Here is a 15,850-nt window from a genome sequence, read left to right as displayed (position 1 = left end):
CTCTTTCGTCGTTGAAATGGTGCCGCTACCAGATTAGGGCCTGGCCCCTCCGCCTCCGACCGGGTTCAGTCGCGCCGGTGCGGCCCCGGCCCGTCGGCGCCCTGCGGGTAGAGCAGCGGGAGCTGGAGGGTCAGCCAGGGGCTGAACGCCCACGGGGTGGCGGTGACGGCACGCACGAGGCTCCGAGCGTCCACCCACTGGTGGTCCATGACCTCCTCGGGCAGGGGGGCCACGGCGCTGTCGGCGAGGGCCGTGTAGACGGGGCAGATCTCGTTCTCGACGATCCCGCCGGCGTCCACGGCCCGGTAACGGAAGTCGGGCAGTGCGGCCCGCACGTCCCTGACGGTGAACCCGAGTTCCTGGGCGGCACGCCGGTGCACCGCATCCTCGAAGTCCTCGCCCGGGGCGGGGTGCCCGCAGAAGGAGTTGGTCCATACGCCGGGCCAGGCCTTCTTGCCGAGCGCGCGCCGGGTCACGAGGATGCGCCCCTCGCCGTCGAACACGTGGGTCGAGAAGGCGAGGTGGAGGGGCGTGTCGAGGGTGTGGACGGTCGCCTTCTCCTGCGTCCCGAGCGGCGTGCCGTCCTCCGCGAGCAGCACGACGAGCTCGGCGTCCCGCCGTGTGCCGCCGCCCCTACCGGCCGTCCCGTGCTCGATCGTTCCTGTTTCGCTCGCCATGGTGGCTCTCTTTTCGCTGGTTGTCCGCGCGTGGCGCGGGGGGCGGCGTCGCCGCGTCGCCGGCCCGCCGCCGTCCGCCCCCGCGTGTCGTCAAGGGCGCACTTTCCGTTGTTTACTTTACCTATGGACATGGACACTCTGCTGGTCGAGCCCGCCGGGCTGGAGCAGGTCGAGGATGCCCTCGGGCGGTTCTTCGAGGAGTCCAAGAACCGCGCCGCGAAGATCGGCCCCGGCTATCACGCCCTGTGGGAGACCCTCGAGCGGTGCACCACGGGTGGCAAGCGCTTCCGGCCCCGCCTCGTGATGTCCGCCTACCAGATGCTCGGCGGGCGGGACCTCGACAACGCCGCCGAACTCGGCGCGGCATTCGAGCTCCTCCACACGGCCCTGATCGTGCACGACGACGTGATCGACCGCGACTTCGTCCGCCGGGGGATCCCGAACGTGTCCGGCCGCTACCGCAGTGTGGCGGAGGCCGCGGGCCTGTCCCCGGACGGAGCACGCCACGTCGGGCTCTCCGCCGGGGTCATCGCCGGCGACCTCGCACTGTCCAACGCCTACCGCCTGCTCGAGCGGGTCGCCGCCCCACCCGCGACGCGCCGCCGGCTGGGGGGCATCCTCGATGACGCCGTGTTCGCCTCCGCGGCCGGGGAGTTCCTCGACGTCGAGACCTCCCTCAGCGCCGACGTGCCCCCGCTCGAGGACATCGTCCAGATGGCCCGCCTCAAGACGTCGGTGTACTCCTTCGAGGGGCCCCTCCAGGCCGGCGCCGTCCTCGCGGGCGCCGAGGAGGAAGTGGTCGAACGGCTCGGCGACTTCGGGCGCGACGCCGGGATCGCCTACCAGATCGCCGACGACCTGCTCGGCGTCTTCGGCAGCGAGACGCGCACCGGGAAGACGAACTGGGGGGACCTGCGCGAGGGCAAGCGGACGGCGCTCCTGTCCTACATGTCCGCGCGCCCCGAATGGAAGAGCATCTCCTCGCTCGTCGGGAGCCCCGGCATGTCGGCGTCGGACGCCGACTTCGTGCGGCGGATCCTCGTGGACAGCGGTGCGAAGGACTACTCCGCGGATCTCGCCGCCCAGTACGCGTCGCGTGCCCGCACGCACCTCGAGTCGGCGGCGGTGCCGTCCGCCCTGCGGTCCGCGCTCGAACCGGTCGTGACCGCCGTCGTGGACAGGGTGCACTGAGTGGGCGTGGACGATTCGCTCGCGCGCTACACCGACGCCGCGCTGAGGACCTCCGCCGAGGTCATCCGCTGCTACTCGACGTCCTTCGGCCTGGCGTCGAGGATCCTCGACCGCACCACGCGCAGCGCCATCGAGGCCGTGTACGCCCTCGTGCGCGTGGCGGACGAGATCGTCGACGGCGCCGCTGCCGGGGCCGGCCTCTCCGACGCGGACGTGGAGCGCCTGCTCGACGACCTCGAGCGGGACACCGAGACGGCCATGGCCACGGGCTACAGCGCCAACCTCGTGGTGCACGCCTTCGCGGTCACGGCGAGGAGCACCGGCATCGGCGTCGACCTCACCCGCCCCTTCTTCGCCTCGATGCGCGCCGACATCACCCAGCACGAGCACACCCAGGAGTCCTTCGACCTGTATGTGTACGGCTCGGCGGAGGTCGTCGGGCTCATGTGCCTGAAGGCGTTCCTGGCGGGCCGGACGGTTCCGCCCGAGGAGGACGCCGTGCTGGTCGACGGCGCGCGGCACCTGGGCGCGGCCTTCCAGAAGATCAACTTCCTGCGGGACCTCGCCGAGGACTTCACGACCCTCGGGCGCAGCTACTTCCCCGGCGTCCGGCCCGGCAACTTCACCGAGGCGGACAAGAACCGCCTGCTGGACGACATCGACGAGGACCTGCGGATCTCGGCCGCCGCGCTCCCGGGGCTGCCCCCGACGCCGCGCCGCGCCGTCGCCCTCGCACAGGGCCTGTTCACCGACCTCGCGGCGCGCCTCCGGCGCACACCCGCCGAGGAACTCCTTCGGGCACGGATCAGGGTTCCCAACCCGGTGAAGTTCCGCATCATGGCGCAAGCCTTCACCGGTCGCGCGGTACCGGAACCTGCCGCGCAGGAGAGGACGGCATGACCGCACAGCAGAGCAGGCGCGCACGTGTGGGGGCGAAGGACGTCGTCGTGATCGGCGGCGGGATCGGCGGACTGGCGACGTCGGCCCTCCTGGCACGGGAGGGCCACCGCGTCACCCTGCTGGAGAAGCGGGACGAGGTCGGCGGCCGGGCGGGGTCCTGGGAACAGGACGGCTTCCGCTTCGACACCGGCCCCTCCTGGTACCTGATGCCCGAGGTGATCGACCACTTCTTCAAGCTGATGGGCACGAGCGCCGCGGAGCAGCTCGAGCTGGTGAAGCTCGACCCCGGCTACCGCGTCATCTTCGAGGAGGGCTTCGACGCCGTCGACGTCCCCGCGGACCGGGAGGCCGTCACCAAGCTCTTCGAGTCCCTCGAGGCCGGGGCCGGCGAGCAGCTCTCGCAGTACCTGGACTCCGCCGAGGACGCCTACGAGATCGCCAAGAAGCGCTTCCTCTACTCGACGTTCCAGTCCTTCCTCCCGTTCCTCCGGCCCGACGTCCTGAAGCGGCTGCCCCGCATCGGCCTGCTCCTCCTGCAGCCGCTGCAGTCGTTCGTCGAGAAGCGGTTCGAGGACCCCCGTCTCCAGCAGATCCTCGGGTATCCGGCCGTCTTCCTCGGCAGTTCGCCCTTCGACGCCCCGAGCATGTACCACCTGATGAGCCACCTCGACCTCGACGACGGCGTGCTCTACCCGATGGGCGGCTTCACGACGCTCATCGACGCGATGCGCCGCGTCGCGGAGGGCGCGGGCGTCGAGATCCGCACCGGTGCCGACGTCGTCTCGATCGACACGGACGCCCGCACGCCTGGCCGGTCGCCCCTGGACCGCCGGACCGCGACGGTGCGGTCGGTCACCTACCGCACCGCGGACACGACGACGTCGACCGCCGCCGACCTCGTCGTCTCCGCAGCCGATCTCCACCACACGGAGACGACCCTCCTGCCGTCGGACCTCCAGACCTACCCGGAGAAGTACTGGGAGAAGCGCGTCCCCGGACCGAGCGCGCTGCTGCTGTACCTGGGCGTGCGCGGCACCCTCCCGCAGCTCGAACACCACACGCTGCTGTTCAGCACCGACTGGCGGGACAACTTCGGGCGGATCTTCGGCAAGGAGACCTCGGTGCCCTCGCCGGCGTCGCTCTACGTCTGCCGTCCCAGCGCCACGGACGATTCCGTCGCGCCCGAGGGCCACGAGAACGTCTTCGTGCTCGTGCCCATCCCCGCGGACGTGGGGATCGGCAAGGGCGGGCTGGAGCGCGGGGGAGACCCGCGGGTCGAGGACCTCGCCGACGCCGTCATCGGCCAGATCTCCGAGTGGGCGGGCATCCCCGATCTGGCGGAGCGCGTCGTCGTGCGGCGCAGCTACGGACCGCAGGACTTCGCGGAGGACCTCAACGCCTGGCGGGGGACCTCCCTCGGACCGGCGCACATCCTGAAGCAGAGCGCGTTCTTCCGCGGCTCGAACCGCAGCGCGAAGGTGGAGAACCTGTTCTACGCGGGCAGCTCCACCGTGCCGGGCATCGGCATCCCGATGTGCCTGATCAGTGCCGAACTGATCGTCAAGCGGCTCCGCGGCGACGTGAGCACGGGCCCGCTCCCGGAGCCCGCCGCCGGGTAGGGTCGGAGCCCGCGCGCCCGGCCTTCCCCATCTCCACTCCCCGGTGCGAGGCGCGGCGGCTTGACGGAAAAGGGGGAGAGGAGCTATTGGACTTATTCCTGCCCTTCCCGTAGTGTAGGTCTTTGCGTCTTCCCTCGAACCTCAGCCTTCATATAGCGGTGGGCTTTGCTCTGCTCTCGTCATTTGACCTGGCCCCACGGTTGGGACGGATGTGAGCAGACTCTGGTGAGCACTGAGATCCCCGCAGCATCCTGCGGTGGCGGTGCCGAGATGAAGGCGCTGACAAGCCTGACGGTCTGTGGAAGGATCCCTCTTGGTCGCCCCGAGCACCTCTAATAATGCAACCGCTACCAGCCAGGTCGACGCCGACGGCGCCGCACCCCGGCTCTCATTCGCAAAGATTCACGAACCGCTTGACGTTCCCAATCTCCTCGCGCTCCAGACGGACAGTTTCGACTGGCTCGTCGGCAACGAGCGCTGGAAGACCCGTGTAGAGGAAGCGCTCGAGAAGGGGCTGCAGGGCTTCGCCACCACCTCCGGCCTCGCGGACATCTTCGAGGAGATCTCCCCGATCGAGGACTTCCAGGGCACCATGTCCCTGAGCTTCTCCGAGCCCGAGTTCGCCGACCCCAAGTACACGATGGCCGAGTGCAAGGATCGCGACGCGACCTACTCCGCCCCGCTGTACGTCAAGGCCGAGTTCATGAACAACAACACGGGTGAGATTAAGCAGCAGACCGTGTTCATGGGTGACTTCCCCCTCATGACCGACAAGGGCACCTTCGTCATCAACGGCACCGAGCGTGTCGTCGTGTCGCAGCTCGTCCGTTCGCCGGGCGCCTACTTCGAGCGCACCGCCGACAAGACCAGTGACAAGGACATCTTCAGCGCGAAGATCATCCCGTCGCGCGGTGCCTGGTTCGAGCTCGAGATCGACAAGCGCGACCAGGTCGGCGTCCGCCTCGACCGCAAGCGCAAGCAGTCCGTCACCGTGCTCCTGAAGGCGCTCGGCTGGACCGAGGGCCAGATCCTCGAGGAGTTCGGCCAGTACGACTCCATCCGCGCCACCATGGAGAAGGATGCCACGGAGACCCGCGAGGACGCCCTCCTGGACATCTATCGCAAGCTGCGACCAGGCGAGCCCCCCACGGTCGAGGCTGCCCAGACGCTGCTGGACAACCTGTACTTCAACCCCAAGCGCTACGATCTCGCCAAGGTCGGCCGGTACAAGATCAACCGCAAGCTCGGCATCGACAAGGACCTCACGGATTCCGACGCGTCGGTGCTGAACATCGACGACATCGTCGCGATGATCAAGTTCCTGGTCGCGCTGCACGCCGGCGAGAAGACCCTCGGCGGCAAGCGTGACGGCGGCGACGTCGAGCTGCGCGTCGAGGTCGACGACATCGACCACTTCGGCAACCGTCGCATCCGTGCGGTGGGCGAGCTCATCGAGAACCAGGTCCGCACGGGCCTGTCCCGGATGGAGCGCGTCGTCCGCGAGCGGATGACCACGCAGGACGTCGAGGCGATCACGCCGCAGACCCTGATCAACATCCGCCCCGTCGTCGCCGCGATCAAGGAGTTCTTCGGGACCTCCCAGCTCTCGCAGTTCATGGACCAGAACAACCCCCTCGCCGGCCTGACGCACAAGCGTCGCCTGTCCGCGCTGGGCCCCGGTGGTCTGTCCCGTGACCGTGCAGGCATGGAAGTCCGAGACGTCCACCCCTCGCACTACGGACGCATGTGCCCCATCGAGACCCCTGAAGGCCCGAACATCGGCCTGATCGGTTCGTTGGCCTCCTACGGCCGGATCAACGCGTTCGGCTTCATCGAGACCCCGTACCGCAAGGTCGTCGACGGCATCGTCACCGACCAGATCGACTACCTCACCGCCGACGACGAGGTGGAGCGCCTCATCGCCCAGGCGAACGCGCCCCTCGCCGCGGACAACACGTTCGTCGAGGACATGGTCCTCGTCCGGACCCGCGGTGGTTCCGGCGAGCCCGTGCTCGTCGTGCCCGGCGAGGTCGAGTACATGGACGTCTCCCCGCGCCAGATGGTGTCCGTCGCGACAGCGATGATCCCGTTCCTGGAGCACGACGACGCGAACCGCGCCCTCATGGGTGCGAACATGCAGCGCCAGGCCGTGCCCCTGCTCCGTTCCGAGCGCCCCCTCGTGGGGACCGGCATGGAGAAGAACGCCGCCGTCGACGCCGGTGACGCCGTCACCGCGACGAAGGCCGGCGTCGTCAAGGAGGTGTCGGCGGACCTCGTCAGCATCCTCAACGACGACGGCACCGAGACGAACTACCCGATCATGAAGTTCGCCCGCTCCAACCAGGGCAACGCGTACAACCAGCGCGTCCTGGTCGCCGAGGGTGACCGCGTCGAGTACAACACGATCATCGCCGACGGTCCCTCCACGGACCAGGGCGAGCTCGCGCTCGGCAAGAACATGCTCGTCGCGTTCATGTCCTGGGAGGGTCACAACTTCGAGGACGCGATCATCCTGTCGCAGCGCATCGTCTCCGACGACGTCCTGACGTCGATCCACATCGAGGAGCACGAGGTCGATGCCCGCGACACCAAGCTCGGTGCCGAGGAGATCACGCGTGACATCCCGAACGTCTCCGAGGAGGTCCTCGGAGCCCTCGACGAGCGCGGCATCATCCACATCGGTGCCGAGGTCGAGGCCGGAGACATCCTCGTGGGCCGTGTCACCCCCAAGGGCGAGACGGAACTGACCCCCGAGGAGCGCCTGTTGCGCGCCATCTTCGGCGAGAAGAGCCGCGAAGTCCGCGACACCTCGCTGAAGGTCCCCCACGGCGAGTCCGGTACGGTCATCGGCGTTCGCATCTTCGATCGCGACAACGACGACGAGCTGCCCCCGGGCGTCAACCAGCTCGTCCGCGTGTACGTGGCGCAGAAGCGCAAGATCACCGACGGCGACAAGCTCGCCGGCCGCCACGGCAACAAGGGCGTCATCTCCAAGATCCTCCCGATCGAGGACATGCCGTTCCTGGAGGACGGCACGCCCGTCGACATCGTCCTGAACCCGCTGGGTGTCCCGGGCCGCATGAACGTGGGACAGGTCCTCGAGATCCACCTCGGCTGGGCAGCCAAGCAGGGCTGGAAGATCGAGGGCGAACCCGAGTGGCTGAAGAACCTCCCGAACCTTCCCCGGGAGATCTCCTCGACCACCGTCGCGACCCCCGTGTTCGACGGCGCCACCGAGGACGAGATCGTCGGCCTGCTCGGTTCCACGAACGTCACCCGCGACGGACAGCGCCTCATCGGCGAGTCCGGCAAGGCGCGACTGTTCGACGGCCGCTCCGGCGAGCCGTTCCCGGACCCAATCTCGGTCGGCTACATGTACATCCTGAAACTCCACCACCTGGTGGACGACAAGATCCACGCGCGTTCCACCGGCCCGTACTCGATGATCACGCAGCAGCCGCTGGGTGGTAAGGCACAGTTCGGTGGCCAGCGCTTCGGCGAGATGGAGGTCTGGGCCCTCGAGGCCTACGGCGCGGCGTACACGCTGCAGGAACTTCTGACCATCAAGTCGGACGACATCCACGGCCGCGTCAAGGTCTACGAGGCCATCGTCAAGGGCGAGAACATCCCCGAGCCGGGTGTTCCCGAGTCCTTCAAGGTCCTGATCAAGGAAATGCAGTCGCTCTGCCTCAACGTGGAAGTCCTCTCCACCGACGGCACGACGATCGAGATGCGTGACTCGGATGAAGAAGTCTTCCGGGCCGCGGAGGAACTGGGCATCGACCTCTCACGGGCCGAGCCGAGTTCTGTCGAGGAAGTCTAGGTATTACGTACCGGTTCAGTCCGGTGCCCGGAACGGCGGCAACGAAATTTCTTCGGCCGCGGGCGGCCTTGAAATATTAAAGCCGCCTTCCTCCGGGCACCTCCCTGAACCGGTGCGGGCCTGGATTCCCGCCGCACCCCATAAGACTTCAAGAATTTAGAGAACAAAGAGAGAACAGGGACCCTATGTCCAGCGAATCCTCCTTCGGCCTCATGCGAATCGGACTTGCCACCGCGGACGAAATCCGCGGCTGGTCCTACGGCGAGGTCAAGAAGCCGGAAACCATCAACTACCGCACGCTCAAGCCCGAGAAGGACGGCCTCTTCTGCGAGAAGATCTTCGGCCCTTCCCGCGACTGGGAGTGCTACTGCGGCAAGTACAAGCGTGTGCGCTTCAAGGGCATCATCTGTGAGCGCTGCGGCGTCGAGGTGACGCGTGCCAAGGTGCGCCGTGAGCGCATGGGGCACATCGAGCTCGCCGCTCCCGTCACGCACATCTGGTACTTCAAGGGCGTCCCCTCGCGCCTGGGCTACCTCCTCGACCTGGCGCCGAAGGACCTCGAGAAGGTCATCTACTTCGCCGCCTACATGATCACCTCGGTCGACGAGGAGAACCGCCACGCCGAACTGCCGAACCTCCAGGCCGAACACGACCTCGAGAAGAAGCAGATGACGGACCAGCGTGACGCCGACATCGCCGCGATCGCCAAGGACCTCGAGGACGAGCTCGCCCGCCTCGAAGGAGAGGGCGCCAAGGCCGCCGACAAGAAGAAGGCCCGTGACTCCGCCGACCGCCAGATGGCGAACGTCCGCAAGCGCGCCGACGCCGACATCGAGCGCCTGGTCCAGGTCTGGGAGCGCTTCAAGACCCTGAAGGTCGCCGACCTCGAGGGTGACGAAGGCCTGTACCGCGAGCTGCGCGACCGCTACGGCCTGTACTTCGAGGGCTCCATGGGCGCCGAGGCGATCAAGAAGCGCCTCGAGAACTTCGACATGCCGGCCGAGGCCGAGATGCTTCGCGACATCATCCAGAACGGCAAGGGACAGCGCAAGACGCGCGCCCTGAAGCGCCTCAAGGTGGTCAACGCGTTCCTGACGACGACGAACAGCCCGCTGGGCATGGTCCTCGACGCCGTCCCGGTGATCCCGCCGGAACTGCGCCCGATGGTCCAGCTCGACGGCGGCCGTTTCGCGACGTCCGACCTCAACGACCTGTACCGCCGCGTGATCAACCGCAACAACCGCCTGAAGCGCCTGCTCGACCTCGGGGCCCCCGAGATCATCGTGAACAACGAGAAGCGCATGCTGCAGGAAGCCGTCGATTCGCTGTTCGACAACGGCCGCCGCGGCCGTCCGGTCACCGGACCGGGCAACCGCCCCCTGAAGTCCCTCTCGGACATGCTCAAGGGCAAGCAGGGTCGTTTCCGCCAGAACCTCCTCGGCAAGCGCGTCGACTACTCGGGCCGTTCGGTCATCGTCGTCGGCCCGCAGCTGAAGCTGCACCAGTGCGGTCTGCCCAAGCAGATGGCCCTGGAGCTCTTCAAGCCGTTCGTGATGAAGCGCCTGGTGGACCTCAACCACGCGCAGAACATCAAGAGCGCCAAGCGCATGGTCGAGCGGTACCGTCCCCAGGTGTGGGACGTCCTCGAAGAGATCATCACCGAGCACCCCGTGCTGCTGAACCGTGCACCCACCCTGCACCGGCTCGGCATCCAGGCGTTCGAGCCGCAGCTGGTCGAAGGCAAGGCGCTGCAGCTCCACCCGCTGGTCTGCGGTGCGTTCAACGCCGACTTCGACGGCGACCAGATGGCAGTCCACCTGCCGCTGAGCCCCGAGGCCCAGGCCGAGGCGCGCATCCTGATGCTCTCCTCGAACAACATCCTGAAGCCGTCCGACGGCCGTCCCGTCACCCTGCCCTCGCAGGACATGATCATCGGTCTGCACCACCTCACCACCAAGCGTGAGGGAAGTGCCGGCGAAGGCCGCGTCTTCACGAGCATGGCCGAGGCCGTCATGGCGTTCGACATGGGTTCCCTCCACCTCAACTCGGTGGTCAGGATCCGCGTCGACAACTTCGTGCCCAGCGCCGACATCGCCGCTCCCGAGGGCTGGGAGCCCGGCACGCCGGCACTGATCGAGACGTCGCTCGGACAGGTCCTGTTCAACGAGACGCTTCCCCTGGACTACCCCTGGGTGGAGAAGGTCGCCGACAAGGGCCAGCTCTCGACGATCGTCAACGATCTCGCCGAGCGCTACCCGAAGGTCGTCACGGCGGCCACGCTGGACAACCTGAAGGACGCCGGTTTCTACTGGGCCACCCGCTCCGGTGTCACCGTCGCGATCTCCGACATCTCCGCGCCGATCAACAAGGCCGGCATCATGGAGGGCTACGAGACGCAGGCCGCCAAGGTCCAGTCGCAGTTCGACAAGGGCCTCATCGCCGACGAGGAGCGCCGCCAGGAGCTCATCGACATCTGGAACAAGGCCACCAACGAGGTCGCCGCCTCCATGCGCGCCGCCATGCCGAAGGACAACACCATCAACCGCATGGTGTCCTCCGGTGCACGAGGCAACTGGCTGCAGGTCCGCCAGATCGCGGGTATCCGTGGCCTGGTGGCCAACCCCAAGGGCGAGATCATCCCGCGTCCGATCAAGTCCTCGTACCGCGAGGGGCTGTCGGTCCTGGAGTACTTCATCGCCACGCACGGTGCCCGTAAGGGCCTCGCCGATACCGCCCTGCGTACCGCCAACTCGGGGTACCTGACGCGTCGCCTCGTCGACGTGTCGCAGGACGTCATCGTCCGCGAGGACGACTGCGGCACCGAGCGCGGGCTCAAGGTCACCATCGCCGTGCCGAACGCCGACGGCGAACTGGTCCTGCACGAAGAGGTCGAGAACTCGGCGTACGCACGGACGCTGGCCACAGACGTCGTCGACTCCAAGGGCAAGGTGCTCGCTGCCGCGGGCTCCGACGTCGGAGACGTGGTCATCGGTGAACTGTTCGAGGCCGGCATCTCCGACATCAAGGTCCGCTCCGTACTCACCTGTGAGTCCAGCGTCGGCACCTGCGCGCTCTGCTACGGCCGGTCGCTCGCGACCGGCAAGACCGTGGACATCGGAGAGGCGGTCGGCATCATCGCCGCGCAGTCGATCGGTGAGCCCGGCACGCAGCTGACCATGCGTACCTTCCACACCGGTGGTGTGGCGTCGGCCGAGGACATCACCCAGGGTCTGCCCCGTATCCAGGAGCTCTTCGAGGCGCGTACCCCCAAGGGTGTCGCCCCGATCTCCGAGGTCGCAGGGCGCGTCACCATCGAGGATGCCGAGAAGCAGCTTCGCCTGGTGGTCACCCCCGACGACGGCTCCGAGGAGATCGCGTACCCGGTCCTGCGCCGTGCACGCCTCCTGGTGACCGACGGCGAGCACGTCGAGGTCGGGCAGCAGCTCGTCTTCGGCGCGGTCGACCCGAAGCAGATCCTCAGGATCCTCGGCCCCCGCAAGGCCCAGGAGTTCCTGGTGGACGAGGTCCAGCGCGTGTACCGCAGCCAGGGCGTGGGCATCCACGACAAGCACGTGGAGGTCATCGTCCGCCAGATGCTGCGCCGCGTCACCGTGATCGAGTCCGGCGAGTCGGACCTGCTCCCCGGTGAGCTGGCCGAGCGTCGCCGCTTCGAGGACGAGAACCGTCGCGTGGTGTCCGAGGGCAAGAAGCCGGCCTCCGGCCGTCCCGAGCTCATGGGTATCACCAAGGCGTCGCTCGCCACCGAGTCGTGGCTGTCCGCCGCGTCCTTCCAGGAGACCACGCGTGTCCTCACGCAGGCCGCCATGGAAGGCAAGAGCGACCCGCTGCTCGGCCTCAAGGAGAACGTCATCATCGGTAAGCTCATCCCGGCCGGCACCGGCCTGGACCGCTACACGAAGGTCACGGTCGAGCCCACCGAGGAAGCGAAGGCGAACCTCTTCACCGGCCCGAGCGCGTTCAGCGACTTCGACTACGCCGGAGTCGAGGGCGGCTTGAGCCCCGAGTTCCACGCGATCCCGCTTGACGACTACGACATGGGTAACAGCGACTTCCGCTGAGCACAGCACCCATGAGGAAGGCCCCGGACCCTGCGGTCCGGGGCCTTCCCCCATTCCGGGCCCTCCGCCTCTACCATGCGGGGGAGGGCTGCCCGTACGGGGGCACACCCCATCTCTGGTAGACTTGGGACCAATTGTTTGTGTGGCAGTGGATCGGCGTTGAGAAACGTATCTCCGTGTTGTACGTAAGTTGTACAGCGAATGCCACTCTTTTGCACGCCTACAGTCGTTCTGCGGCAGCCTATCCGTCGGTGGTGCGCCAAACGACCGATCAACCCGACCTCTGGACGGTGCGGCCCTGAGAAGCCGCCGCAACCGCTGGGTAGGGCGACACAGATCTCATCTTCAGACATTACGGAGAACACGAAAGTGCCTACGATTAACCAGCTGGTCCGCAAGGGCCGGACACCTAAGGTCTCCAAGACCAAGGCGCCCGCACTGAAGGGCAGCCCCATGAAGCGCGGCGTCTGCACCCGCGTCTACACCACCACCCCGAAGAAGCCGAACTCGGCCCTCCGCAAGGTGGCCCGCGTGCGCCTCAACGGCGGCATCGAAGTCACCGCCTACATCCCCGGTGTCGGTCACAACCTCCAGGAACACTCCATCGTGCTCGTGCGCGGCGGTCGTGTGAAGGACCTCCCTGGTGTCCGCTACAAGATCGTCCGTGGCGCACTGGACACCCAGGGCGTGAAGAACCGCAAGCAGGCTCGCAGCCGCTACGGCGCGAAGATGGAGAAGAAGTAATATGCCTCGTAAGGGCCCGGCCCCGAAGCGGCCGCTCGTTGTAGATCCCGTCTACGGTTCCCCCCTGGTCACGCAGCTGATCAACAAGGTGCTCGTCGACGGCAAGAAGTCCACCGCAGAGCGCATCGTGTACGGCGCGCTCGAAGGTGCCCGTGCCAAGTCCGGCGGCGACCCCGTCGCAGCGCTGAAGAAGGCCATGGACAACGTCAAGCCGACCCTCGAGGTCCGCTCACGCCGTGTCGGTGGCGCCACCTACCAGGTCCCCGTCGAGGTCAAGCCCGGTCGTTCGACCGCCCTGGCCCTCCGCTGGCTCGTGGGCTACTCCAAGGCCCGCCGCGAGAAGACGATGACCGAGCGCCTGCAGAACGAGATCCTGGATGCATCCAACGGTCTCGGCGCAGCAGTCAAGCGCCGCGAGGACACGCACAAGATGGCCGAGTCGAACAAGGCCTTCGCACACTACCGCTGGTAGCAGCTCTGCCGGCCGGACCCGCAGCCCGTCAGGGACGGGCCGGCCGGCGGCCCAGCAGAACTCCATTTACGTATTAAGGGAGACACCGTGGCACAGGACGTGCTTACCGACCTCAACAAGGTCCGCAACATCGGCATCATGGCCCACATCGATGCCGGCAAGACCACTACTACCGAGCGCATCCTGTTCTACACGGGTGTCAACCACAAGATCGGTGAGACGCACGACGGCGCCTCCACCACCGACTGGATGGAACAGGAGAAGGAGCGCGGCATCACCATCACGTCCGCCGCGGTCACCTGCTTCTGGGAGAACAACCAGATCAACATCATCGACACCCCCGGGCACGTCGACTTCACCGTCGAGGTGGAGCGCTCACTGCGCGTCCTCGACGGCGCCGTCGCCGTGTTCGACGGCAAGGAGGGCGTCGAGCCCCAGTCGGAGACCGTCTGGCGCCAGGCCGACAAGTACGAAGTGCCCCGCATCTGCTTCGTCAACAAGATGGACAAGCTGGGCGCCGACTTCTACTTCACCGTCGACACCATCATCAGCCGCCTGGGCGCCAAGCCCCTCGTGCTGCAGCTCCCCATCGGTGCCGAGAACGACTTCATCGGCGTCGTCGACCTGCTCTACATGCGTGCCCTCGTCTGGCCCGGCGACTCCAAGGGTGACGTCACCATGGGTGCGAAGTACGAGATCCAGGAGATCCCGGCGGACCTCCAGGAGAAGGCCGAGGAGTACCGCGCGGCCCTCGTCGAGACCGTCGCCGAGTCCTCCGACGAGCTCATGAACAAGTACCTCGAAGGCGAAGAGATCTCCGTCGACGAGCTCAAGGCCGGCATCCGCAAGATGACGATCAACTCCGAGCTTTACCCGATCCTCTGCGGTTCCGCGTTCAAGAACCGCGGCGTGCAGCCGATGCTCGACGCCGTCATCGACTACCTGCCCTCGCCCCTCGACGTCCCCCCGATGATCGGTCACGATCCCCGGGACGAAGAGGTCGAGCTGACGCGCAAGCCGAGCACCGAGGAGCCGTTCTCGGCCCTCGCGTTCAAGGTGGCCACGCACCCGTTCTTCGGTCAGCTGACGTTCATCCGCGTGTACTCCGGGCATGTGACGGCCGGTACCCAGCTGGTGAACTCCACGAAGAGCAAGAAGGAGCGCATCGGCAAGCTGTTCCAGATGCACGCCAACAAGGAGATCCCCGTCGAGGAAGCGTCGGCAGGACACATCTACGCGGCGATCGGCCTGAAGGACACCACCACCGGTGACACCCTCTCCGACTCGGCGAACCAGATCGTGCTCGAGTCCATGAGCTTCCCGGCACCCGTGATCTCGGTGGCCATCGAGCCCAAGACCAAGGGCGACCAGGAGAAGCTGTCCACAGCCATCCAGAAGCTCTCGGCCGAGGACCCCACGTTCCAGGTCTCGCTGAACGAGGACACCGGACAGACGATCATCGCCGGCATGGGCGAGCTCCACCTGGACATCCTGGTGGACCGCATGCGCCGCGAGTTCCGCGTGGAAGCGAACGTGGGCAAGCCCCAGGTCGCCTACCGCGAGACCATCCGCAGCAAGGTCGCCAAGCACGACTACACCCACAAGAAGCAGACGGGTGGCTCCGGCCAGTTCGCGAAGATCCAGATCGCGATCGAACCGATGGAGGTCGAGGAAGGCGTCCTGTACGCCTTCGACAACAAGGTGACCGGCGGCCGTGTGCCCCGCGAGTACATCCCGAGTGTCGACGCCGGCATCCAGGATGCGCTGAACGACGGCGTGCTCGCCGGCTACCCGGTGGTCGGCATCAAGGCGACCCTGCTCGACGGCGCCTACCACGACGTCGACTCCTCGGAGATGGCGTTCAAGATCGCCGGCCGCATGGCGTTCAAGGAAGCCGCACGCATGGCGAAGCCCGTGCTGCTCGAACCGCTCATGGAGGTGGAGGTCCGCACCCCTGAGGAATACATGGGTGAAGTGATCGGCGACCTCAACTCGCGCCGCGGCCAGATGCAGTCCATGGAGGACGCCAGCGGCGTGAAGGTCATCACGGCGCACGTGCCCCTGTCGGGCATGTTCGGCTACATCGGTGACCTCCGGTCGAAGACCCAGGGCCGTGCCGTGTACTCCATGAAGTTCGACAGCTACTCAGAGGTCCCGAAGGCAGTCGCCGACGAGATCATCCAGAAGACGCGCGGCGAGTAGCCCCCTCCCGGCAACGGGATCCCGGGGGAGCGGAGGCGGCCTGCCCAGGGCAGGCCGCCTCGCCCCCTCTGCCGCCGGACCAGCAGGCCCGGCGGTGCAGAGCAATTTCATCAAAACCAAAAGCCCCCAGTAGACTTGCATGA

Annotated in this window: 9 protein-coding genes; 8 read left to right on the top strand and 1 reads right to left on the bottom strand. The window is 67.0% G+C overall.

What is annotated here, in order from left to right; genetic code table 11:
* Nucleotides 1–65: 65 nt before the first annotated feature.
* Nucleotides 66–677, bottom strand: a complete 612-nt coding sequence (idi, locus tag CXQ92_RS06965) for an isopentenyl-diphosphate Delta-isomerase (RefSeq protein ID WP_104166397.1) — start codon at nt 675–677, stop codon at nt 66–68.
* A 123-nt stretch (nt 678–800) separates the two neighbouring features.
* Between idi and CXQ92_RS06960 the strand changes: the two genes are divergently transcribed.
* The 8 genes from CXQ92_RS06960 (at nt 801) to fusA (ending at nt 15,707) form a co-directional block, all read left to right on the top strand.
* The gene (locus CXQ92_RS06960) at nt 801–1,868 is read left to right on the top strand and encodes a polyprenyl synthetase family protein (RefSeq protein WP_104166395.1); all 1,068 of its coding nucleotides are present in this window, start codon (nt 801–803) and stop codon (nt 1,866–1,868) included.
* On the top strand, nt 1,869–2,768 hold the full coding sequence (locus CXQ92_RS06955) for a phytoene/squalene synthase family protein (RefSeq protein WP_104166393.1): 900 nt from the start codon (nt 1,869–1,871) through the stop codon (nt 2,766–2,768).
* A complete protein-coding gene (crtI, locus tag CXQ92_RS06950) occupies nt 2,765–4,387 on the top strand; it encodes a phytoene desaturase family protein (protein ID WP_104166391.1) in 1,623 nt (540 codons plus the stop codon). Before CXQ92_RS06955 ends, crtI begins: the two co-directional genes overlap by 4 nt.
* A gap of 313 nt (nt 4,388–4,700) precedes the next feature.
* Nucleotides 4,701–8,210, top strand: a complete 3,510-nt coding sequence (rpoB, locus tag CXQ92_RS06945) for a DNA-directed RNA polymerase subunit beta (protein ID WP_104166389.1) — start codon at nt 4,701–4,703, stop codon at nt 8,208–8,210.
* 185 nt (nt 8,211–8,395) lie between these two features.
* Entirely contained in the window at nt 8,396–12,289 is a 3,894-nt protein-coding gene (locus CXQ92_RS06940) for a DNA-directed RNA polymerase subunit beta' (RefSeq protein ID WP_104166387.1), read from the top strand.
* 369 nt (nt 12,290–12,658) lie between these two features.
* Entirely contained in the window at nt 12,659–13,033 is a 375-nt protein-coding gene (rpsL, locus tag CXQ92_RS06935; protein ID WP_043440593.1) for a 30S ribosomal protein S12, read from the top strand.
* Between the two features lies 1 nt (nt 13,034).
* On the top strand, nt 13,035–13,505 hold the full coding sequence (gene rpsG / locus CXQ92_RS06930; RefSeq protein WP_043440595.1) for a 30S ribosomal protein S7: 471 nt from the start codon (nt 13,035–13,037) through the stop codon (nt 13,503–13,505).
* 87 nt (nt 13,506–13,592) lie between these two features.
* On the top strand, nt 13,593–15,707 hold the full coding sequence (gene fusA / locus CXQ92_RS06925; RefSeq protein ID WP_104166385.1) for an elongation factor G: 2,115 nt from the start codon (nt 13,593–13,595) through the stop codon (nt 15,705–15,707).
* Nucleotides 15,708–15,850: the final 143 nt, after the last annotated feature.

It is taken from the genome of Arthrobacter sp. SX1312 (assembly GCF_002929295.1).
Classification (GTDB): Bacteria; Actinomycetota; Actinomycetes; order Actinomycetales; family Micrococcaceae; genus Arthrobacter_D.
Note: the sequence above shows the minus strand (reverse complement) of the source record. Positions and strands in the feature narration are given on the sequence as shown.